21 protein-coding genes, 1 pseudogene and 1 riboswitch are annotated in these 20,680 nt (G+C 40.0%); of the genes and pseudogenes, 15 read left to right on the plus strand and 7 right to left on the minus strand.

Annotated elements, in window-relative coordinates; all coding sequences use genetic code 11:
* Positions 1-52: 52 nt before the first annotated feature.
* Positions 53-1,153, plus strand: coding sequence for a M24 family metallopeptidase (locus AC4NPH_RS16050; RefSeq protein ID WP_013058604.1), 1,101 nt, complete (start codon positions 53-55; stop codon positions 1,151-1,153).
* Positions 1,154-1,376: 223 nt separating this feature from the next.
* On the plus strand, positions 1,377-1,955 hold the full coding sequence (locus AC4NPH_RS16055) for a suppressor of fused domain protein (RefSeq protein ID WP_013058603.1): 579 nt from the start codon (positions 1,377-1,379) through the stop codon (positions 1,953-1,955).
* A gap of 41 nt (positions 1,956-1,996) precedes the next feature.
* Here AC4NPH_RS16055 and AC4NPH_RS16060 read toward each other — a convergent pair whose 3' ends face one another.
* The 3 genes from AC4NPH_RS16060 to AC4NPH_RS16070 all read right to left on the minus strand — a co-directional run bounded on the left by AC4NPH_RS16060 (position 1,997) and on the right by AC4NPH_RS16070 (position 4,209).
* Positions 1,997-2,938: a DMT family transporter gene (locus tag AC4NPH_RS16060; protein WP_029323811.1), complete on the minus strand. Its 942-nt coding sequence runs from the start codon at positions 2,936-2,938 to the stop codon at positions 1,997-1,999.
* Positions 2,935-3,615, minus strand: coding sequence for a GntR family transcriptional regulator (locus AC4NPH_RS16065; RefSeq protein WP_491938815.1), 681 nt, complete (start codon positions 3,613-3,615; stop codon positions 2,935-2,937). The genes AC4NPH_RS16060 and AC4NPH_RS16065 overlap by 4 nt, the downstream gene beginning before the upstream one ends.
* 75 nt (positions 3,616-3,690) lie before the next feature.
* Positions 3,691-4,209 carry an acyl-CoA thioesterase gene (locus tag AC4NPH_RS16070; protein ID WP_013058600.1) on the minus strand — a complete coding sequence of 173 codons (519 nt, stop codon included), beginning with the start codon at positions 4,207-4,209 and terminating at the stop codon, positions 3,691-3,693.
* Between the two features lie 150 nt (positions 4,210-4,359).
* On the opposite strand from AC4NPH_RS16070, the gene cuyA reads away from it, so the two are divergent.
* A complete protein-coding gene (gene cuyA, locus AC4NPH_RS16075; RefSeq protein WP_491938816.1) occupies positions 4,360-5,352 on the plus strand; it encodes a D-cysteate sulfo-lyase in 993 nt (330 codons plus the stop codon).
* Positions 5,353-5,387: 35 nt separating this feature from the next.
* Here cuyA and AC4NPH_RS16080 read toward each other — a convergent pair whose 3' ends face one another.
* A complete protein-coding gene (locus AC4NPH_RS16080) occupies positions 5,388-6,737 on the minus strand; it encodes a sensor histidine kinase (RefSeq protein ID WP_013058598.1) in 1,350 nt (449 codons plus the stop codon).
* On the minus strand, positions 6,734-7,405 hold the full coding sequence (locus tag AC4NPH_RS16085; protein WP_053487660.1) for a response regulator transcription factor: 672 nt from the start codon (positions 7,403-7,405) through the stop codon (positions 6,734-6,736). The genes AC4NPH_RS16080 and AC4NPH_RS16085 overlap by 4 nt, the downstream gene beginning before the upstream one ends.
* A gap of 222 nt (positions 7,406-7,627) precedes the next feature.
* On the opposite strand from AC4NPH_RS16085, the gene AC4NPH_RS16090 reads away from it, so the two are divergent.
* The 3 genes from AC4NPH_RS16090 (at position 7,628) to AC4NPH_RS16100 (ending at position 10,242) form a co-directional block, all read left to right on the plus strand.
* Positions 7,628-8,902, plus strand: coding sequence for a S1C family serine protease (locus AC4NPH_RS16090; RefSeq protein WP_013058596.1), 1,275 nt, complete (start codon positions 7,628-7,630; stop codon positions 8,900-8,902).
* Entirely contained in the window at positions 8,899-9,801 is a 903-nt protein-coding gene (locus tag AC4NPH_RS16095; RefSeq protein ID WP_013058595.1) for a peptidyl-prolyl cis-trans isomerase, read from the plus strand. Before AC4NPH_RS16090 ends, AC4NPH_RS16095 begins: the two co-directional genes overlap by 4 nt.
* 309 nt (positions 9,802-10,110) lie before the next feature.
* The gene (locus AC4NPH_RS16100; RefSeq protein ID WP_255255980.1) at positions 10,111-10,242 is read left to right on the plus strand and encodes a hypothetical protein; all 132 of its coding nucleotides are present in this window, start codon (positions 10,111-10,113) and stop codon (positions 10,240-10,242) included.
* Positions 10,243-10,249: 7 nt separating this feature from the next.
* Here the strand turns inward: AC4NPH_RS16100 and AC4NPH_RS16105 are convergent, their stop codons facing one another.
* On the minus strand, positions 10,250-10,705 hold the full coding sequence (locus AC4NPH_RS16105) for an Lrp/AsnC family transcriptional regulator (protein WP_013058593.1): 456 nt from the start codon (positions 10,703-10,705) through the stop codon (positions 10,250-10,252).
* 120 nt (positions 10,706-10,825) lie between these two features.
* Between AC4NPH_RS16105 and AC4NPH_RS16110 the strand changes: the two genes are divergently transcribed.
* The 4 genes and pseudogenes from AC4NPH_RS16110 to AC4NPH_RS16125 all read left to right on the plus strand — a co-directional run bounded on the left by AC4NPH_RS16110 (position 10,826) and on the right by AC4NPH_RS16125 (position 14,053).
* Entirely contained in the window at positions 10,826-11,284 is a 459-nt protein-coding gene (locus AC4NPH_RS16110; protein WP_013058592.1) for a carboxymuconolactone decarboxylase family protein, read from the plus strand.
* Positions 11,285-11,399: 115 nt separating this feature from the next.
* Positions 11,400-11,544, plus strand: a riboswitch (cyclic di-AMP (ydaO/yuaA leader).
* A 124-nt stretch (positions 11,545-11,668) separates the two neighbouring features.
* Complete coding sequence (locus tag AC4NPH_RS16115; protein WP_013058591.1) at positions 11,669-12,328, plus strand: potassium channel family protein; 660 nt, start codon at positions 11,669-11,671, stop codon at positions 12,326-12,328.
* A 3-nt stretch (positions 12,329-12,331) separates the two neighbouring features.
* Positions 12,332-13,650: pseudogene (locus AC4NPH_RS16120) on the plus strand (TrkH family potassium uptake protein).
* 322 nt (positions 13,651-13,972) lie between these two features.
* Positions 13,973-14,053: a YjcZ family sporulation protein gene (locus AC4NPH_RS16125; protein ID WP_080518348.1), complete on the plus strand. Its 81-nt coding sequence runs from the start codon at positions 13,973-13,975 to the stop codon at positions 14,051-14,053.
* Between the two features lie 188 nt (positions 14,054-14,241).
* On the opposite strand, the gene AC4NPH_RS16130 is transcribed toward AC4NPH_RS16125, so the two are convergent.
* Positions 14,242-14,328 (minus strand): YjcZ family sporulation protein, encoded by an 87-nt coding sequence (locus AC4NPH_RS16130; RefSeq protein WP_016765201.1) that lies wholly within the window; start codon positions 14,326-14,328, stop codon positions 14,242-14,244.
* Between the two features lie 174 nt (positions 14,329-14,502).
* On the opposite strand from AC4NPH_RS16130, the gene AC4NPH_RS16135 reads away from it, so the two are divergent.
* The 5 genes from AC4NPH_RS16135 (at position 14,503) to AC4NPH_RS16155 (ending at position 20,633) form a co-directional block, all read left to right on the plus strand.
* Positions 14,503-15,000 (plus strand): tetratricopeptide repeat protein, encoded by a 498-nt coding sequence (locus AC4NPH_RS16135; protein ID WP_234419910.1) that lies wholly within the window; start codon positions 14,503-14,505, stop codon positions 14,998-15,000.
* Positions 15,001-15,409: 409 nt separating this feature from the next.
* Entirely contained in the window at positions 15,410-17,488 is a 2,079-nt protein-coding gene (gene ggt, locus AC4NPH_RS16140; RefSeq protein WP_013058588.1) for a gamma-glutamyltransferase, read from the plus strand.
* 142 nt (positions 17,489-17,630) lie between these two features.
* On the plus strand, positions 17,631-17,771 hold the full coding sequence (locus AC4NPH_RS16145; RefSeq protein WP_170959544.1) for a hypothetical protein: 141 nt from the start codon (positions 17,631-17,633) through the stop codon (positions 17,769-17,771).
* 297 nt (positions 17,772-18,068) lie between these two features.
* Positions 18,069-18,968 carry an arginase gene (gene rocF / locus AC4NPH_RS16150; RefSeq protein WP_013058586.1) on the plus strand — a complete coding sequence of 300 codons (900 nt, stop codon included), beginning with the start codon at positions 18,069-18,071 and terminating at the stop codon, positions 18,966-18,968.
* A gap of 231 nt (positions 18,969-19,199) precedes the next feature.
* A complete protein-coding gene (locus AC4NPH_RS16155) occupies positions 19,200-20,633 on the plus strand; it encodes an amino acid permease (protein WP_029323791.1) in 1,434 nt (477 codons plus the stop codon).
* Positions 20,634-20,680 lie beyond the last annotated feature (47 nt).

Genomic DNA, 20,680 nt, shown 5'->3' on the forward strand with positions numbered 1-20,680 from the left:
CTAAATAACTATGTTATAATAGTAATATTGCACAATGAAAGGGGTTTTTTTAATGGAAGCACGTTTACAAAAAGTCGTATCGTGGCTAGAAGAAAAGAATGTAGAAACGGCCTTTATTTCGTCAACCGAAAACGTATTTTATTTAACTGGATTTCACACGGATCCGCATGAGCGTTTGCTTGGCTTATTTGTGTTTACCGAAGCGGAGCCGATGCTTGTTTGTCCATCAATGGAAGTGGGACAAGCAAAAGAAGCCGGCTGGAAGTTTGATGTGATTGGATATGAAGACCATCAAAATCCTTGGGAACTTATTAAAGAAGCTTTACATAAACGAAACGTAATAGATGTGAAAAAGGTTGCTGTAGAGAAAGAGCAGCTGCTGTATGCGAGAGCCGAAGAACTGCTTAGCCTATATCCAAACGCTGAGCTAGTCGGAGCAGAAGAGAAGTTAAATCAGCTGCGTTTAATTAAAGATGAGCGTGAAGTTGAGATTCTGCAAAAGGCAGCTGCCTTAGCTGATTTTGGTGTAGAAGTAGGCGTAGCTGCTTTAAAAGAAGGCGTTACGGAAATGGATGTTCTGGCTAAAATTGAATACGAGCTAAAGCGAAAAGGAATTCGTGAGATGTCGTTTTCAACGATGGTTTTATTTGGTGAAAAAACGGGAGAAGCGCACGGGAACCCAGGTCTTCGCACGTTAAAGCCAGGAGATATGGTTCTGTTCGATTTAGGTGTAGTGCTAGACGGATACTGTTCAGATATTACGCGTACAGTCGCTTACAAGTCCATTAATGATAAGCAAAAAGAAATCTATGAAACGGTACAGCGCGCCGAGCAGGCAGCTCTTGAAGCTTCCAAGCCCGGCACTCGCATTGGCGACTTGGACATGGTAGCACGCAATATTATTACAGAAGCAGGGTATGGAGAGTATTTCTTGCATCGTCTTGGTCATGGTCTTGGCATCAGCGTGCATGAGTTTCCTTCAATGAGCCGCAACAATGATGATGTGCTTCAAGAAGGCATGGTATATACAATTGAACCGGGTATCTATATTCCAGGACTCGGAGGCGTGCGTATCGAAGATGATGTAATCATTACAAAAGATGGATACGAAACGTTAACGAAGTACCCAAAAGAATTACAAATTATTTCATAATAATGTCATAAAAAATAGAGGCTGCCATGGTGCAGGCTCTATTTTTTATGGGAAAAGAAAAAATTGGTTAAGGTTTCTTGTTTGCTTCTTGGTACAATTTCATAGTATGTTACGAAACGATAACATTTCTATCACATTTTCTAAAAACTATATCGTAAGCGAGTGCAGTAGTATATGCTGTACAGTAGGGAGCTTTTTAAGGTCGCAAGCAAGGAGGTTTTTTATGAGTAATTTTACAAAAGATGAAGAATTAATTATACATAAAGCAATAGATGTATTTGGTCAAAAGGATCGAATTGAAGATTATTCAGATGAAAGAAAAAAGCATGGTATTCACGTTGTGGCGTGTGAAAACCATCCGCGTCAAGACGTAACCGCGTATGCAACGCTCGGTGGACATCAATGTCCGACAGGCTATACAGTTGGAGGGATCCCGCTTCGAATTGAAATCGTTGGGGCTTGTCATGAGGAATTCGGTATTTATTCTGCTATTTTAGCAAACTGTATTTTCCATATGATGAAATCTCATGTGTCCATCTTCCCAGGAGCTATTTATAAAGACGTTATTGCAGTCCTTGATGACAGCTTTCATATGCAGCACATTTTGCTGATTCCGCCGTTTTTATGGGATAATTTTTCAACGATTGAACTATCTGATAAAAAAGTAGCGTTCCTGCAGGCCGTTCCGATTTCAGAAAATGAACGTGCTTTTGCACTTGAGTACGGGGTAGATTCGTTGCTAAGCCGCTTTGATGCTGAGCAGGTGAATGTCTTCAATTTAGAAAGAAGATCTGTTGTATAAACAAAAAGAGCGCCGACTGAGACGCTCTTTTTTGTTATTGATTAGTAGGTCAATTCTTTTTGCGGTATAGCTTTTTTATGACTCGTTTGGTAGCTGTGAAGCACCATGCCTGCTATGATAACTCCCATTCCAACCCAAGAAAGAATCGATGGCAAAGGACTTGATAGAAGGAAGACCTCTCCTAGCAGTGCAAATAAAACTTCCATCGATTGTGTAGCTTCAACTGCACCTAACTTTTGAGAATCTTTTTTAACAAGGTCGGTTGCTGCAAAAAATAAAACTGTTGCACATACTCCTGAAAGTAAAGCAACTAAACTGCTTTGATAAATCTGAGTTGTTTTTGGTAGTCCATCGGTCACGTAGGCATAGACAGAAAGAATAATCCAAAACGGCAGGCTTGAAAGCGTCATTCCAAGCACGCGCTGAAACGTATTAAGTGACGACACCTCCATCATTTTACGGTTGCCAAGCGGGTACGCAAAAGAGGCAATCAAAATGGGAATGGTACAAAGCAAGGCAGTAGCGGCCGACAGTTCAGTCGCATGCTCAAGCTGCATGAGCACAACTCCTATTAAAATAATAAACGAAAAACCTAGCTGCTTGAAAGGAATGCCTCCTCGCTTCTTTCCTTCTTTGTAAAACAAAGGAGCTAGGAGAGACCCCGATAAAATTGTGATTTGCCAAGTTCCTGCAATAAGCCAGCCGGGACCGTAGGCTGAAGCAAAACAAAGAGGAGCGTAAAATAAGCCAAATCCAACCGTGCTCCAAAGCAGCCATTTTTGCGGCTGGGCTTTTATTTCTGCCACCACAGGTTTAATACCACCCCAAAAATAAACGAGCACAAGCAAAAGAGGTACCATAAAAAAATAGCGCAGCGACGCGCTCCACGCCCAGCTGCCTCCGGATAAATCCATCGCTCGATTTAAAACGAATGTAAAAGCAAAAAAGAATGATGCAGCAATGCCTAATAAAAGAGGCTTCACTTGGATTCCTCCTCACTTGTCAGCGCTTCACCTAGCGTCAGCCAGTTCGTTTCGACAAGCTGCGTTGTCAGTGCGGCATCTTTTTGACGACAAGCGTTTATGATTTCTTTGTGCTGATCAACGGAAGCAAGACTAGAAAGAGAAGAAAAGCGAGCTATTTCTAAACGCTGAATTTTGGCGCTTGTTTGTTTTACAACACGCTCTAGCTCTATATTGTTCGCCCGTTTTAAAAAGACGGAATGAAATGCTTCATCCGCTTCAATCGCTTTAAGGACATTTCTTGTTTTGATTGCATGTTCTAGAGATTGATTGTGTTTGATTAGTTCGCCCATATCTTCTTCTTGTAACGAATTACAAGCCAGCTTAGCAGCAAGTGCATGAAGAGCTGCGACGACAATAAAAGATTGTTTTGCCTCCTCAAGGTTTAATGGAGCCACTTTTGTAGAAGAGCCAGGTGTCGTTTGGACAAGGCCTTCATCTTCAAGTCTTTTTAATGCTTCTCGAACAGGAGTGCGGCTAACTCCAAATTGCTCAGCCAATTCTTTATCCTGAAGCTTTTGTTCCGGCTGAAATTCAAGCATGACAATATTATGTTTAAGTGTTTGATAGACTTCTTCTCTTAAAGAAAGTCGTTTGAGAGGTTGAATGTCATTTTTCATAAAACCAATATATCGCATATTACATTAAATAACAATGTGAAAACTAAAAAAACTTCGTCTAAAAAGCAGACAGCTGCTTTTTAGATGAAGAGCTTAATTACTGCTGCGCAAAGATTTAGATAAAATGCTCGCAATCGCTTTGCTGTGCTCAACCTGCGTTTTTTTGGACTCTTTTCGTTCAAGAGCTACTTTTTGAAGACTTTTTTCTTCTTCAGTTTGAGCAATAACTTGAGGAACGGGGGCAGGTTTCCCGTTTTCTAATGCAACAAAGGTAAGAAAAGAAGTAGCTGCAATACGCTTAATGCCCGTTAACAAATTTTCGGCAATCACTTTAACAAAAATAATCATAGAGCTTTTTCCTGTAACAACAACGAATGCTTCATATGAAATAAAATCTTCTTCGGTGACGGGTTCGATAAAGTCAACGTGATCAATGGAAGCCGTAACACACGACTTTCGGGAATGTTTAGCTGCTGAAAGAGAAGCCGTCATGTCCATGTCAGCGACAATTTTCCCCCCAAAAAGGGTGTGGTGATTGTTTAGGTCATTTGGAAAAATGTGCTGTGATTTGACTACTCGTGAGACGCTGCAAAGTACTGCTTTTTCACTCATTGAAAACACTCCTTCAAACTGTTTATATGGTTTAATGTATGTTGACTACTTGTTCTTATGTATACAAGTTATAGAAAGCCTTTTCGTAAAAAGCTCTTCAAAAGCTTCTATATGGTAAAATAGAACAAATATGAAAGAGAGGATGAGAGCATGAACTTAACTCAATTTTCTAGAAGAAAATATACGGATTCCCCTACATCTTTAGAAAAGCTATCGGTTTTATCTCAGCAGTTAAATGGACCTTCAATTTATATGAAGCGCGATGATATGCTTGGACTGACAGGGGGCGGAAATAAGACGCGCAAGCTTGAATATTTAGTAGCTGATGCAAAGGCGCAAGGAGCAGACGTGCTTGTAACGTGCGGTGCGATACAATCCAATCACTGTCGTTTGACGCTCGCTGCGGCTGTAAAAGAGCAAATGAAATGCGTGCTCGTACTGGAAGAAGGGGAAAATAAAGCAAGCGATCAGCCGACCGGAAACTATTTTCTTTATCATTTATTAGGCGCTCATGACATGCGGTTTGTCGCTGAAGGTTCTGATTTGACAGCGGAAATGAAAAAAGTAGAGCGAGAGCTAATTGAAAAAGGTCATAAGCCTTATTTAATTCCAGTAGGAGGTTCGAATGTTATCGGTGCAACCGGATACGCTGCCTGTGCACAAGAGCTGCTTATGCAAAGCTATGAGCAGCAAATAAAGCTTAGCCACGTGGTTTGCACAAGCGGCAGCGGAGGCATGCACGCAGGATTAGTGGCAGGCTTTCAAGGTCTTCGAAGTGACGTATCTGTTATTGGAATGAATGTCAGTCGTGCTAAAGAAGAGCAAGAAGTAAAAGTTGCTAAGCTGACGAGTGAACTTTATGATCATTTACATAGTAAAACGCCTTTTAAAAAAGAAGAGATTGTGTGTATGGATGAATACGTAGGTCCAGGGTATGCTGTTCCGACAGAAGAGATGGTGGAAGCAGTCAAACTTGTGGCCAGTACGGAAGGGATTTTATTGGATCCTGTGTATACAGGAAAAGCGATGGCTGGTCTAATTGATTTAATTCGAAAAGGTTATTTTAATAAGGATGAAAATGTGGTGTTCGTCCACTCAGGCGGTTCACCGGCTCTTTATGCCTATACATCATTTTTTTCATAAAAAAGCAAGGGATTCGACTCCCTTGCTTTTTTAGTTTATATAGGAATAGTAAGTGAAAACGTTACTCCGGTGTCTGTATTTTCAGCCGTAATTGCTCCATCGTGCATCGTAACAATACGCTTTACAATGCTTAAGCCAATACCGAATTCACCGTTTGCTCCTTTTTTAAACGGTTCAAACAAGTGTTGAAGCACGCTTTGATCAATCGGCGGACCATCGTTGCTGATTGTACATTGAACGTTCGTTTGGTGTTTAGCAAGTGAAAGTGAAACCTTGGTCTCGGCATAGCGCAGCTGATTGTCGAGTACATTTTCAAGAACTTTTGTCCATAGCTCTTTGTCTCCTTTAATTGTTGCGTTTGCGTCGTCAAATTCCCACTGTATTTCAGGGCGCCTCCACCGCAAGCGATCCACTACTTCATGAAGAAGTGCAGTAAAATCAAAGTCATCTTGTGCAAGCTGATGAGTGGACATATAGTCAAGCTTGGTTAAGTAAAGCAAATCGCGGATTTTTTTCTCAAGATTTTTAGATTCATCTTCAATAACTTTTACCGTTTGAGATAAATCACCTTTTGGATAAATGCCGTCTTGAATCGACTGAGCGTAGCTTTGAATAACCATAACCGGTGTTTTTAAATCATGTGAAATATTTTGAAGCAGCGTTTGCTGTGCTTCATCTTTAGATACGAGCCTTTTGCGCATTTGCTCGATCGAGGCGCCTAGCTTGCCAATTTCATCGGAACGGTTGACTGTAACGGGCTCATGCCAATTTTGTTCGGCAATTTTTTTTACATCTTTTTCAAGCGATACAAGCGGCTTGCTTAAATATCTTGATAGCCAAATAGATGGAAGCCAGCTGAACAGAAATACAATTGAAATTACAAAAAGCAGCTGTTTAAACAGAGTAGAAGTGAGCGCGTTGCGATACGTATCCCACGAAAATGAAAGCAAAAAAGCAGGCTGTCCGTTTACGCTTACTTTTCGAATTACATAAAAAAGCGTCCGGTTGCCGAGATCTTTTTCATAGCGAGCGACGATTTTTCGCTGACTGATTGCATCTTCCTGTGCTTTTCTCAAAAAGTCTTGAGGCAACACCCGTGATGAAAAATAAGAGATATCCGCATGTTCAGGCAATAAAATATGATCCACGGTTCGATTGCCAAGTGTTGGTTCACTGTCTTCATTGCTAAAGTAGTATTCACCTGAGCGGCTTGGCAAGCCGTATTCTTTTAAAATATGCTGTTCATTTTCAATAGTGGTATAAATTTCATTCGTGAAGAACTGCCTGAGCGTCGTTGGGAATAAAATAGCGAGCAAAATTGAAATAAGCAGTAAAATACCGGAGATGACGAGCCAAATTTGAAATGCAAGCGACTTGTTTTTCATGCTTTCATCATCCGGTATCCGTATCCGTAAATCGTTTCAATTCGTGCTTGCGGCATTTTTTTACGCACGCGCCTTACTAAATCATCCACCACTCGGTCTGTGCCGAAATAATCTTCTCCCCAAATGAGATTCAGCAGCTGCTCCCGTGAGAAAGCCTGTCCAAGGTCTTTTGAGATAGTGACAAGAAAATCAAATTCTTTAGACGTTAAATCAATTGGCTTTCCATTTTCACTGACCGTACGGGTATGTAAATCGATTTCATAAGGAGTCAGCGTAATGGTATCGGTTTTCTTTTGATTGGAACCATATACGCGGTTTAGCAGTTTGTTTGCTCGAATAACTAGTTCACGAGGCAAAAAAGGCTTTGATAAATAGTCGTCGCTGCCCATTTCAAGCCCAAGAACCCGGTCAATATCGGCATCGCGGGCTGAGATGAAAATAACAGGCACATGTGGCGTTTGCTGCTTGATTTCGCGAATGAGCTGATACCCGTCAATGTCAGGCAGCATAATATCTAAAATCCACAGATGCGGAGGAGTTGCAATCATTTCTTTGGCGTCCGTGCCGTTAAAAAATGAGCGAACGTCCCAGCCTTCTTTTTGAAGGTAAAGGGTTAAAACTTCGTTTAAATTTTGTTCATCCTCTACTAAATATAGTGTAAAGCTCAAATTTGACACCTTCCTCTGAATATATGAAAATTAAGGTAAATAAAGCATATTACGCCATATATGCGCGTTTCTTTAAAGGTCTATGTACCCGCTATTATACTACGTGTTTGCTGTTATAAAGAAATTTTTCACAATTTCACACATTGTTTTGATACTTATCCCAAACTTTTATTTTATAGTATAGATAACATAAAATTTGCTACGTTAAAAGGAGTGTTTTTCATGGATCCACGTGATTATGAAAGAGAGCAAGAACGAAAAGAAGAATATGAAAACCGCCAGCAGCGCTATGATCAGTATCAGCCTGCGTCATCATCACAGCCTCCAAGAAGACGCTTATTTCCAGTGATTGCATCTTCTATCGCCGGAGCAGTGCTAGGGGGAGGAATTGTGCTATACGGTGCTCCGCAGCTGGGGTTAATAGATTCAGCTGATACGCAAACAGCGAATCAAACAACGCAGACTCAAACCGCAACAACAACGAGCACCACGCCTCGAACAGTAAGCACAACCGTGAATCAGTCAGATCTTGTTTCAGTTGTAAATAAAGTATCAGCTGCTGTTGTAGGCGTGAACAATATTCAACAGCAAACAAATCCATTTTCTGGAGATACCCAAACGCAAGAAGCAGGAACGGGTTCCGGTGTTATTTTCAAAAAAGAAAATGGAAAAGCATACGTTGTGACCAATAACCACGTTATTGACGGCGCAAGCGAAGTAGAAGTGTCACTTTCAAACGGACAAAAAGAAAAAGCTAAGATTGTCGGAGCTGATGCGCTAACGGATTTAGCGGTGCTTGAGATGTCTGACAAAAATGTTGAACAAGTGGCGAAGTTCGGGAAATCATCGGATTTAGTAGCGGGTGAAACGGTGCTTGCAATCGGAAATCCTCTTGGTGAACAATTTTCTCGTACGGTCACACAAGGTATCGTGAGCGCAGCAAAACGCTCTGTCCCTATTTCAGAAAATTGGAACGTAGATGCAATTCAAACGGATGCGGCGATTAATCCAGGAAACAGCGGCGGTGCCTTGATCAATTCTTCCGGTGAAGTAGTCGGTATCAACAGTATGAAAATTTCAGAAGACAATGTAGAAGGCATCGGCTTTGCTCTTCCAAGTGATGAAGTGCAGCCGACGATTGAACAGCTGATGAAAAACGGAAAAATAACGCGTCCATATATGGGGGTAGGTCTTCAAGATGTAGGTCAGCTTTCAGCTGCAACAAAACAAAACCAGCTAGGCCTAACCAGCGATACGTCTGAAGGAGTTGTCGTAACGACGGTTGAACCATTCTCTTCTGCTTCTGATGCAGGTTTACAATCAAAAGACGTGATTGTTGCCATCGATGGAAATGAAGTCAAAACATCCAGTGATTTACGTCAATATCTATACACAAAACGTAAAGTAGGAGACACGGTAAAATTAGACGTGTATCGAAATGGAAAAAAACAAACTATTTCTCTGAAGCTTTCAGAGCAGCAGGATAACAATGGATGAGTTCAACACCGTTAAAGCTGCTGCTAGCAGTATTAACAGCGTTAGGATTTTTAACCGGCTGCGAAGGGAAGCATTCAAACACGATGTTTCCTTCTGTAGAAATTAGTCAGCTATCTTCTACCAAAGAACTGGCAGCGTATGAGGGAGGCAAGGTGACAGGAGCTGAATTCAACCGTTTTTTAGCCGTTGAAGGGTTCTTAAATCCAGATGCTCCGCTAAATGATACGAGCTACCGCAAAGAGTTATTGCGGCAGCTTGTTATGCAAAAAATCTTAATTTCGCATCTAAAGACAAGCGATAAAGTACAAAAACAAGTCGAGGATATGTGGAAGCAAATTAAACGCTCATATGACGAGGATACAAGAAAACAAGGTTATGAAGTGTTAAATATTCGTTCCAGTGATGTAACCAACCAGCTAACGAATCAGTTTAAATTAGAAGAATATTTTCGTAAACAAATTACGTCTGATGAACTAACTGCTTACTATAAACGTATTGAAAACGATCTAACGCGCGTATCTTTTACGCAGCTGGCTTTTTCGACTTTACATGATGCCGCTGCCGCTGCGGCTGAACTGCAAAAGGGAACATCGCTTCAGGACGTTCAAAAAAAATATGCTGATGTCCAGACAGTGAGCAAAATAGAGAATGCTGATAATCTAAAGCTTTCAAGTTTATCTCCCTCTTTTATAGATGTTTTAAAAAAACAGCACATCGGAGAGAGTAGTGAGCCCATTAAAATGGGTAAAGTCTATTATATTCTTATTTTAAAACAAAAAGATAAAAAAACGGAATCAGAAGTCAAAGAAGAAATGATGAAAGAACTTGTTTTGAATCATATCAACCGGTATATCCAGGATCAACTACCAAGGTTCCACGTGACTTTCAACCTTAGGTAGTTCCCTTTTATATAGATTGATTGTTTTCAAAAAACAAGCAGGTAAAAGAGCTTTCTATTAATAGAGAGCTCTTTTACATTTTTAAGTAGACAGAAATGTCGGCACCTGATAAAATGAAGTTGTAAAACTTTCATTATTCGGAAAATTTATACCCTCCAGCTTTGGAGGGTTATTTTTTATGCTGTTGGACGAATAAAAGAGGCTGGGACAAAAGTAGTTTAATGGAAAGAAGATCCGAACGATGAATCGTTCGGATTTTTTCGTTAGTATGGTGAACGTATGTTTAATCTATTTATTTGGTTCTAGCTGTTGATTGGAGGGCAAGGCGAAGACTCCTGCGGAAAGCGAAGCCTGGCACGGAAATCAACAGCGGTGTCAAAAGTGATTCATACGAGCTTATTGATCCCATTGTTCGCTTTTAGATTGGACCGCTTTCGTTAGGTTTCAATCACTTTTCATCTTTTAAATGACTCAATAATGCAGGAGCCATTTCCACGTGAGAAAGGGCGATGTGTGAAATCGTTTTGGCATAAGGTGTAATTTCGTTAATAAATTGTTCGAGTACGTGCAGGTGAGGAAGCTGAAGCTTTGTAATAAAGCAGGCTTGCCCGGCGATGCGTTCACAGAATAAAGCGTAGGGATACTGAGAAATAAATCGTTTAAAACGCTCGTGCTCTCCGTTTTTCATGGTTACTTCAATAAAACACGACACGGGCAAATGCAGCTTTTCATAATCAATATCGATCGTATATCCTTTTATAACGCCAAAGCTCTCTAGCTGCCTTACTCGCTCTGCCACCGAAGGAGGAGACAGGTTAATTTGTTTTCCTAGCTCTCGTAAGGAAAGGCGGCTGTTTTGCTGCAGCGCCTGCAAAATCGATAAATCAATTTCGTCAATTTTCAATTGAAAACCTTCTTTCTCATTAACGTTTCATTTGATTAGTATTAGTAGATAAGATGTTTTATATGTAATCTGAAATTTCCATTTTTCTTACTATAATAATTAAAAAGGAGTGAGTAAAAAATGGCAAGAGTTTTGTTAGCAAACGAAGAGGGAACAAATTTTGAAAAAGCATTGAATTTAATTCCGCATGTAAAAAGATTGTATGATGAGCTTTACGACACGCTTTGGAACAGCGATATAGTAGAAAAAGAGACTAAGGAAAAAATTAGGCTTTATCTAGCAGGTGTTAACGGCTGTGAGACGTGTATGAGCATGTCATATATAGGCGATGAGACGCTTAATCAAAAAGTGTTAAGAGAAAAAGAGCTGGAAGAAAAAGATCAATTACTGTTTCGATTTATTGATGTATACCGGGTGCGTCCAAGGGAGTTGACGGATGCTGATATGAATCAATTAAAGAAATTTTACAGTGATACGCAGCTGTTAGAGCTTTTGGCTGTTATTAATTTATTTGATCAATTTCACAAAATGATTGTCAGTTTAGATTTATATGATTTTTGCAGCTTGCAGGGCAAGTGAGATCTTCCCTAAAAATATCTTGACAGACAAAATCCACAGGAGTAAGATAGCTTTCGTGAAGTGAAACGCATCATGAATCGAATCGATTATTCTAAAAAATAGATCATAGACATTTGAATAAAAATCGCTTAATCCATTACGGAGCGGAGGACCCATTATTTACGCACATATTGTGCTCCGGGGTGAATCCTTAAAAAGGTAGGGTTACTCTTAAAACCCGAATCCGACAGCTAACTTCGCAAGCGTTTTGAGGGGGAAGAGTGTGGGAAAACACAGGAGCCTTCCTGTGTTTTTTTGCGCTTTTTTTAAGAAAAGGATGTAATTTTTTAGGAAAAGTATAAGCTAAGAGAACACACAGCAGTTGAAGAAAGGAATAAATACATTATGAAAAAACAGTTTGCTGTATTGGGATTAGGTCGTTTTGGAGGCAGTTTGGTTGAAGAGTTTGCTAATCTGGATGTGGATGTGCTCGCTATTGACCGCAATCAAGAGGTAGTAAATAAATTTAGCAACTCAGCTACATATGTTGTGCAAGCAAACGCGATTGATGAAGCTAGCTTAAAGGGGCTAGGTATCCGCAATGTTGATCATGCGCTTATTTCGTTTGGAGATGATATCGAAGCAAGCGTACTCGCAACCATGCTTTTAAAAGATATGGGCGTTAAGCAAGTATGGGTAAAGGCAGTGAATATGTATCATCAAAAAGTGCTCGAAAAAATAGGAGCGGACAAAGTTATTCATCCAGAGCGCGATATCGCTAAGCGTATTGCTCATCACGTGGTGTCAGAAAAAATCATTGATTACATTGAACTGTCAAAGGATTATAGTATTGTCGAAATTGTCGCCTCTAAGAAACTTCATAATAAAACGCTGTTTGATTTAAACATTCGTGCCAAGTACGGCTGCAATATTATCGGCTTTCAGCGAAAAGACGGGGAAATGGTTATTTCGCCTACCGCACATGAAATAATTGAACAAGGAGATATGCTGATTGTTATCGGACATAATCGCGATTTGAACCGTTTTGAAGAAGAAGGAGTTTAACTCATGAAAAAACAAATCATTAAACTCACCCCTCCGCAGCTGCTTGTCTCTATTTTTGGAGGAGGAATTATTATTGGTGCTTTTCTATTGATGATGCCTTTTTCTACTACTGAGCCAATCCGGTGGGTAGACGCCCTTTTTACATCTACTTCCGCTATGACAGTGACCGGCTTAGCCGTCGTAGATACAGGTACACGTTTTACCGTCATCGGTCAAACGATCATTATGCTGTTAATTCAAATAGGCGGTCTTGGCATTATGTCATTTGCCGTGTTGATTTTTATGATGCTAGGTAAAAAATTGGATTTAAAGAGCGTATGCTCGTTCAGCAGGCCTTAAATCAGACGAGCGCCGGCGGAGTTGTGCTGCTAGTTAAAAGGCTGTTTATCTTTTCATTTTTAATTGAGTTTGTTGCACTTATCTTCTTAGCAATACGCTGGGTTCCGGAATTCGGATGGTCTAAGGGATTGTTCTTTAGCTTGTTTCATTCGATTTCTGCTTTTAATAACGCAGGGTTTGGACTGCTGTCTGATAACTTAGTTCAGTATGTAGGAGACCCTATTATTAACATAACAATTTCTTTTCTGTTCATTATTGGCGGGTTAGGGTTTACCGTCCTTGCTGATATGTGGGTGAAAAAATCGTACAAAAAACTAACGCTGCATTCAAAAATTATGATTATCAGCACGTTTGCGATTAACGTGACTGCAATGCTTTTTATTTTTTTCTTAGAGTACGGCAATTCACATACGCTTGGAAATTTATCATTAGGGGACAAAGCATGGGCGTCTTATTTTCAAGCAGTAACGACAAGAACCGCTGGATTTAATACGATTGATTTAGCTCACCTGCATGACGCAACGGTGTTTTTAATGGTTTTATTAATGTTTATTGGTGCAGGAAGTGCGTCAACGGGAGGCGGTATCAAACTAACAACGTTTGTGGTAATTATTTTTTCAGTATGGGCATTTTTACGAAGCAGGGAAGATATTGTGCTCCTAAAGAGAAGGCTCCTTCCCCTTCACGTGTTTAAGGCACTAGCCATCACGATGATTTCAATTATGTTTGTGTTTGGGGCCATTTTCCTGTTAAATATTTCGGAAAACCTGCCGTTTGTAAAAATTATGTTTGAAGTTGTTTCTGCGTTTGGAACAGTAGGTTTATCGATGGGAGCCACTCCTGAACTTTCGTACTTTGGACGCGTGATTATTATCTTTATCATGTTTTTAGGAAAAGTGGGGCCATTAACGCTTGCATTTTCATTATCAAAACAGAAGAGAGAAGCTGTACGATATCCAAACGAAGATATTATGCTAGGGTAAGAAAAATCGCCTCCAAGGAGGCGGTTTTTTATGTTATTTATATATTCAAGACATATAAGAGGTTACGCACAAAACAGTTGCGATGAATAAAAAGAAGGCAAAGACAAGAACAATGGGCAATTTGGAATGTCGGCGCATTAAAGGTCCCCCTTTTTTATAGTAAAAAATCTCTTACTATATATAACGAAAGAAACAAAAATATGATTCACTTTTTTAGCGAAATTTGAAGGTTTTTCTCATAAAAATCCGCACCCCTGTCCTAAACATTTTGCCAAGCTGTTGCATACACTAAAAGCAGATAACAGGAAGTGAGGGATGATACGTGGAAAAACAAAGTTTTGCGTTAATCGTTGTGTTATTTGTTTTACTTGTTATTGTAGGTGCGTCTGGCTTTCGCTTTTAAATGTTAGTTCTTTATTTGCGCATAGCCCCTGTCAAGAAGGGCATACTAGGCGGAAGTGAAAACCAAAAATTTCTTCAATATTGCCGAACAATGAGTTCCTCTACTCATTTATCTAATCGGTATGTAGCCATGCGAAAGCATGGTTTTTTTGTCGTAAGAGGATGAATGATGTTCATCCTCTTTAGGAATTAATAGTAGCAAGAACACCCTACGATTACTAATAAAATAAATAAAACAACGATAAATGAAAAACCAAAACCGCCTTTTGCGCCCATATGTGTAACCTCCTTTAATAAAATTCTCTATATCCTATGTACTAATTGGGTTAAGTGATTAAGAAATTTGCCTATTTTTTAACGGTAACGATCTTTTGAGAAAAATGAAGAACACTTACTTTTTTCATTTGTGCAGAAATCCTTTATGATAAAGAGGAAAAGGAGGGCAAAGTGGTGGGAATACATGTAGAATACGTCATGAATCAGCTAGAAGAGGGTAAGTGGAAAGAGATCAAACGCGAAATTCAACAAGAAATGAAGAAAAAACCTCAAGCATCTGATTTGTACTGTTACTTAGCAGTTTGTTTAGCAAAGCAAATCGAAGAATCAATTATTTTTGAAAAAATGGTATTGAATTTAGAAATGGACCGAGCTCTTCATCAGGCATTAACATTAAATCCATCTTCAAGCTTGGCGCACTTCGTTCGAGGAATAAAATACCGGGAAACTCCGCTTATGTTTGGAGGGAATTACGAAAAATCGCTGTCTTATTTGCAGCGGGCGCAAGATCTTGGTTTTGAAGGGATTATGCTGCCGCTCGAACTCGCCAAAACCTATATTCAATTAAAAGAAATGGAAAAAGCGAAAGAACAAATCGTCTATGCCCGGGAAATCAATCCTACTCACGCGGATATTAAAAAAGTCGAAAACATGCTGCAAACAGGACGGTGAATCAAAAGTCCTGTTTTATTTTTGGTTTTCAGGAAATATATGCTGATTTTCATAAAGAATTGCTTTTTATATAACAATAAGAATATTTATAGAAATTTTAAGAAGTGCATGTAAGTCCAACGACTTCTTAACTGCTAGATTTTCTACATTATTAGAGCGTTCAGTCTACGTAATTCCAAAAATAGTAAGAAACTATCAGCCTATGGATAAATTGTTAGAAAATATAGATAATTGTAAATGGATAGAGAGAAAAGTTAAACATGCGACTAACTAAAAAAGCAAAGGTCTGATTTACTTTGCTTTTTATTTATACACATATGTAAAAAATATCATAATAAACCAATTTATTCTTTGTGAAATCCATCGTTTCAGACGATGTAAAATAATGTATTTGAAGGAGGAGACCCAGATGAAGGTTATGAAGATGTTGGTTATTGCATTATTTAGTTTAAGTTTAGTTGTCACACCAGCTGCTGCTGAAGTTCCGGGTGTCGACCATTCAATGAAACGAGGTGCTACACAAGGAATTGTAGCGGCATCTCACCCGCTGGCTGCTGAAGCGGGAAGGAAAGTTTTAGCTGAAGGCGGAAACGCTGTGGATGCGGCAGCTGCCATTCAATTATCTCTAAACGTTGTGGAACCGATGATGTCAGGTATCGGCGGCGGCGGCTTTATGATGATTTATGAAAAAAAGAAAGATAAAATTACGATGCTAGACAGCCGTGAAATGGCACCAGCTGATGTCACGCCTAAGCTGTTTTTAGATTCAAAAGGAAAAGTCATCCCTTTCAGTAAGCGTCACATAACAGGAAAAGCAGTTGGAGTTCCTGGTACGCTAAAAGGAGTAGAAACAGCCCTTAAAGATTATGGAACAATGGACTTATCAGATATTATTAAACCAGCTATTACTCAAGCAGAACAAGGAATCAAAGTAAATTGGTCGATGGCTCAGTACATTGATGAAAATGTGGACAAGCTTGAAAGATACCAAACGGCCGGTAGTGTATTCGTGCCGAATGGCAAGCCATTAAAAGAAGGAGATAAGCTTGTTCAGCCGGATCTTGCTAAAACATTAAAGCTTATTCAAAAAGAAGGATCAGACGCTCTTTATAAAGGAGAAATTGGAAAAGCGCTTGTTAAAGAAGTTCAAAAACGCGATGGAAGCATGACTATGGATGATTTGAAAAATTACGTTGTAAAAGAACGTGAGCCGGTCAAAACAACTTACCGAGGCTACGATGTGGTTAGTGCGGCTCCTCCTAGCTCCGGCGGATTAACCGTGCAGCAGATTTTAAAGCTAATGGAAGGTTATGATGTAGAAAAAATGGGTTCCAATACGCCTCAGTATTTGCAGCATTTAACGGAAGCGATGCACTTAGCTTTCGCGGACCGCGCGGCGTATATGGCAGATGAAGACTTTTACGAAGTGCCGAAAAAAGGACTGTTAGATGAAGATTATATTAAAGAACGTCGTAAATTAATTAATCCAAACAAAGCAACGCCTAATGTCAAAGAAGGAGACCCTTGGAAATATGAAGGAAAAGAAAACCCAAATAAAGCAACAGTAAAGGAAGAAAATCCAATCGGCCAAACGACTCATTTCTCTGTTGTAGACAAATGGGGAAACATGGTTTCTTACACGACTACCATTGAACAAGTTTTTGGTTCAGGAATTATGGTTCCTGACTACGGATTTATGCTCAACAATGAAATGACGGATTTTGATGCCACTCCGGGAGGCGTGAATCAGGTTGAGCCTAAAAAACGTCCTCGAAGCAGTATGTCTCCAACGATGCTGTTAAAAGACGGAAAGCCGTTCATGGCAATTGGTTCACCGGGAGGCCCAACCATTATTGCGTCTGTAGCAGAAACGATTATGAATGTTATTGACCATAAGATGCCGATTCAAAAAGCGATCTTAACACCTCGTATTTATTCAGGCGGCTATCCAACCGTAAGATGGGAACCTGGCTTTAGCCAAGATACAATTCTTGAAATGATGGCTAAAGGACATGGGTTTGAAGAAAAGCCTGAGCATATTGGAAACGTTCAAGCGGTTATCTATGACTATGAAACAGGGAAAATGTACGGAGGCGCTGATAATACGCGCCAAGGCACGGTATTAGGAGTAGACGCAATTAAATATGTATCCAAACAGCCAAAACCAATTAAAGAAGAGAAAAAAGGAGAGTTTACAGTTGAAGTCAACCGTGCCGTTTATCCATTTACTGATAAGCAAGTGAAGCTGATTGATGGAAAGCCTTACGTTCAGTCCGATCGCCTACTGTTAGGCTTAGGCGTCATTGATTCGAGTGATTTAAAGCTATATAAACCAAATCATCACTCTTATTTATCAGTTATCAAAGTAGCAAAATCCCTTGGCTACAAAGTGAAATGGGACGAAGAAAAGAAAGTGGTCTCATTAGAAAAAGATCCTGGTGAAGACGATGCCGGCGATGATGAAGACGGAGACGTTATTACAAATTAAAAAAGAGACTGGGACAAAAGTATTTTAGGTGAAAGAAAATCCGAACGATGAATTGAGATTCTTGATGGAGAATCCAACTCGTTTGGATTTTTTTTATTGCTATGGTGACCATAGTTTTCGTCTATGTAGTTGCTTCTAGCTGTTGATTAGAGAGCAAGGCGAAGACTCCTGCGGGAAAAGCGGACTAGGTGAGACCCCGCAGGAGCGTATGCGACGAGGAGGCTCACCGGCCGCCCGCGGAAAGCGAAGCCTTGCACTGAAATCAACAGTTGTTCATCTTTAGATTGAATGGATTTTGTTATGTCGCAATCTCTTTTTTATGAAAGCAAATAAAATTGGCGATTTTAAACGAAACGACAAAAAAGTTTGCATGTTTTGCTAAAAAGTTGTAGAAATCGACAGTTTTTTTGGCGTATGTAAGAAAACCCGTGATAAAAAGACTGATAGAATGCTACAAACAAAGTTGGCATCATTTTTGCATAAGAAATAGATGAGGGGCTGTATCAATGAAAAAAATACATAGTTAAATAAACACCTATGTTTACTTCACACAAAATAAAATGCAACGGAGGTATAGAAAATGAAAAAAGACATTTCAATTATCGGTGTACCCATGGATTACGGACAAACAAGAAGGGGTGTAGACATGGGGCCGAGCGCGATTCGCTATGCAGGTATGAATACACGCTTAGAAGCTCTTGGCTATACCGTACACGATGAAGGGGATATTAAAGTAGAAATTAAAGAGCGGGCAGACGTAGATAAAAATACGAATTTGAAAAACTTAGCGGCTGTAGCCAGCGGAAATGAACAGCTTGCTGCAAGAGTTGAAGAAGTAAGAGAGCAAGACCGCTTTCCGTTAATATTAGGCGGAGACCACAGCATTGCGATTGGAACGCTTGCAGGAGTCGCGAAAGGTTCAGAAAATTTAGGCGTTATTTGGTATGATGCTCATGGTGATTTAAACACAGCTGAAACATCTCCATCAGGCAACATTCACGGCATGCCGTTAGCGGTGAGCTTGGGTATTGGACATCCTGTACTTTTAAATATTGGAGGGTATACCCCAAAAATTAAACCTGAAAATCTAGTTATTATCGGTGCACGCTCATTGGATGATGGTGAAAAAGAGTTAATTAAAGAAAAAGGAATTAAAGTGTATACCATGCATGAAATTGATCGTTTAGGTATGACGCAAGTGATGAAAGAAACGATTGATTATTTAAGCGGTACAGACGGCGTGCACCTGTCGCTGGACTTAGACGGCTTAGATCCGGATGATGCACCAGGCGTAGGTACACCTGTAAAAGGCGGCATCAGCTACCGAGAAAGTCATTTAGCAATGGAAATGCTAGCGGAAGCAGACATGGTGACATCTGCTGAATTTGTAGAAGTGAACCCCATTTTAGATCAGCATAACAAAACTGCAGAAGTAGCGGTTGCGTTAATGAGTTCATTGTTTGGCGATAAGCTTTTATAAGAAAGAGCTACTTACAGGTATCGTGTAGAAGAAAATCTATTATGATCCAATAAACGGTCATGCAGGGTTAATCGGCTGCCATCCTCGCTACGGGGCTGGCGCCATTTGAAAAACATCCGGCACTAATGGACTTCAGCCATGAAGAGCTACCCAGTAAGCGGCTATAAAAACAAAATAAACCTAAAAAAATGAAAGCGATTTCATTTTTATGCAGCAAAGGGAGGAAATGGGATGAATATTCCACAGGGACAGCCAGGAGAATTAAAAAGAACGATGAAAACAAGGCATCTTTTTATGATATCACTAGGAGGATGTATTGGTACCGGTTTTTTCCTTGGTTCAGGTTATACCATCAATGAAGCAGGTCCGATGGGAGCAATGATTTCCTACTTAGTAGGAGGGATCATTATGTATCTAACGATGCTGTGTCTTGGAGAATTATCCGTTGCTATGCCAGTTGCAGGATCGTTTCAAACATACTCCACTAAATTTATCGGCCCTGCAACCGGTTTTGCGATTGGATGGCTGTACTGGCTAGGATGGGCAGTAACGGTGGCACTTGAGTTCTTAGCTGCCGGACAATTAATGCAAAGATGGTTCCCAGACTCGCCCGTTTGGTTATGGTGCGCCATTTTTGGAGCGTTAATTTTTTCACTAAATGCACTTTCAGCTAAAGCATTTGGTGAAACAGAATTTTGGTTTTCAAGCATTAAAATTTTCGCCATCATTATGTTTATTGTTGTAGGTGGAGCGGCAATGTTTGGACTCATTGATATGAAAAGCGGACAGGAAGCACCGCTTCTATCAAACTTCTTTGCCGAAGGGCTGTTTCCAAATGGCGTAACCGCTTTGCTGATCACAATGATTACGGTGAACTTTTCGTTTCAAGGAACAGAATTGATTGGAATTGCGGCAGGAGAAAGTGAAAATCCGGAAAAAACAATTCCAAAAGCGATCAAGCAAACGGTTTGGCGTACGCTTTTCTTTTTCGTCTTATCCGTGTTTGTCCTAGCAAGCATGATTCCTCGTGAAAAAGCAGGCGTCGTAGAAAGCCCGTTTGTTGTTGTGTTAGACAGTGTAGGTGTACCTTACGCGGCGGATATTATGAACTTTATCATTTTAACAGCTCTTCTTTCAGTCGCAAACTCTGGATTTTACGCGGCTACACGTATGCTTTATTCTCTTTCAAGAGAAGGAATGGCAAGTCCTGCGCTTGGAAAAGTTAACAAAAGAGGAGTTCCATTTAATGCACTATTAATTACGCTTGTGATTTCATGTTTTTCTCTGCTTTCAAGCGTAGTGGCAGCTAAAACCGTTTTTGTGTGGCTGATTTCACTCGCTGGACTCGGCGCTCAAATTGGCTGGATTGCGATTACAGCTTCACTGCTTGCGTTTCGTCGTGCTTACGTGGCTAAAGGTGGAAAAGTGGAAGATCTCAAATTTAGAACACCTCTTTATCCGGTTCTTCCTATCGTAGCGCTTATTACGAACTGTATCGTTATGATCAGTCTTGCGTTTGATCCCGAGCAGCGAATGGCGTTATACTGCGGAGGTATTTTCTTTATAGGCTGCTATGTTTATTATTATTTGAAAATTCGAAAACAAAATCAGTCAAAACAAGAGCAAGAAGTTCAGCTTGCGGAAAATAAACGAATGATTATTTAACATAAAAACCCGGAAAATCACGATTTTCCGGGTTTTTTATGTACTCG

This window comes from Priestia sp. MDV22-iso46, from assembly GCF_058629175.1.

Coding starts and splice junctions, on each gene's coding strand:
- rocF (WP_013058586.1), top strand. CDS start 18,069: ATGAAAAAAGACATTTCAATTATCGGTGTACCCATGGATTACGGACAA.
- AC4NPH_RS16095 (WP_013058595.1), top strand. CDS start 8,899: ATGAGTTCAACACCGTTAAAGCTGCTGCTAGCAGTATTAACAGCGTTA.
- AC4NPH_RS16115 (WP_013058591.1), top strand. CDS start 11,669: ATGAAAAAACAGTTTGCTGTATTGGGATTAGGTCGTTTTGGAGGCAGT.
- AC4NPH_RS16080 (WP_013058598.1), bottom strand. CDS start 6,737: ATGAAAAACAAGTCGCTTGCATTTCAAATTTGGCTCGTCATCTCCGGT.
- ggt (WP_013058588.1), top strand. CDS start 15,410: ATGAAGGTTATGAAGATGTTGGTTATTGCATTATTTAGTTTAAGTTTA.
- AC4NPH_RS16130 (WP_016765201.1), bottom strand. CDS start 14,328: ATGGGCGCAAAAGGCGGTTTTGGTTTTTCATTTATCGTTGTTTTATTT.
- AC4NPH_RS16155 (WP_029323791.1), top strand. CDS start 19,200: ATGAATATTCCACAGGGACAGCCAGGAGAATTAAAAAGAACGATGAAA.
- AC4NPH_RS16050 (WP_013058604.1), top strand. CDS start 53: ATGGAAGCACGTTTACAAAAAGTCGTATCGTGGCTAGAAGAAAAGAAT.
- AC4NPH_RS16055 (WP_013058603.1), top strand. CDS start 1,377: ATGAGTAATTTTACAAAAGATGAAGAATTAATTATACATAAAGCAATA.
- cuyA (WP_491938816.1), top strand. CDS start 4,360: ATGAACTTAACTCAATTTTCTAGAAGAAAATATACGGATTCCCCTACA.
- AC4NPH_RS16090 (WP_013058596.1), top strand. CDS start 7,628: ATGGATCCACGTGATTATGAAAGAGAGCAAGAACGAAAAGAAGAATAT.
- AC4NPH_RS16110 (WP_013058592.1), top strand. CDS start 10,826: ATGGCAAGAGTTTTGTTAGCAAACGAAGAGGGAACAAATTTTGAAAAA.
- AC4NPH_RS16070 (WP_013058600.1), bottom strand. CDS start 4,209: ATGAGTGAAAAAGCAGTACTTTGCAGCGTCTCACGAGTAGTCAAATCA.
- AC4NPH_RS16065 (WP_491938815.1), bottom strand. CDS start 3,615: ATGCGATATATTGGTTTTATGAAAAATGACATTCAACCTCTCAAACGA.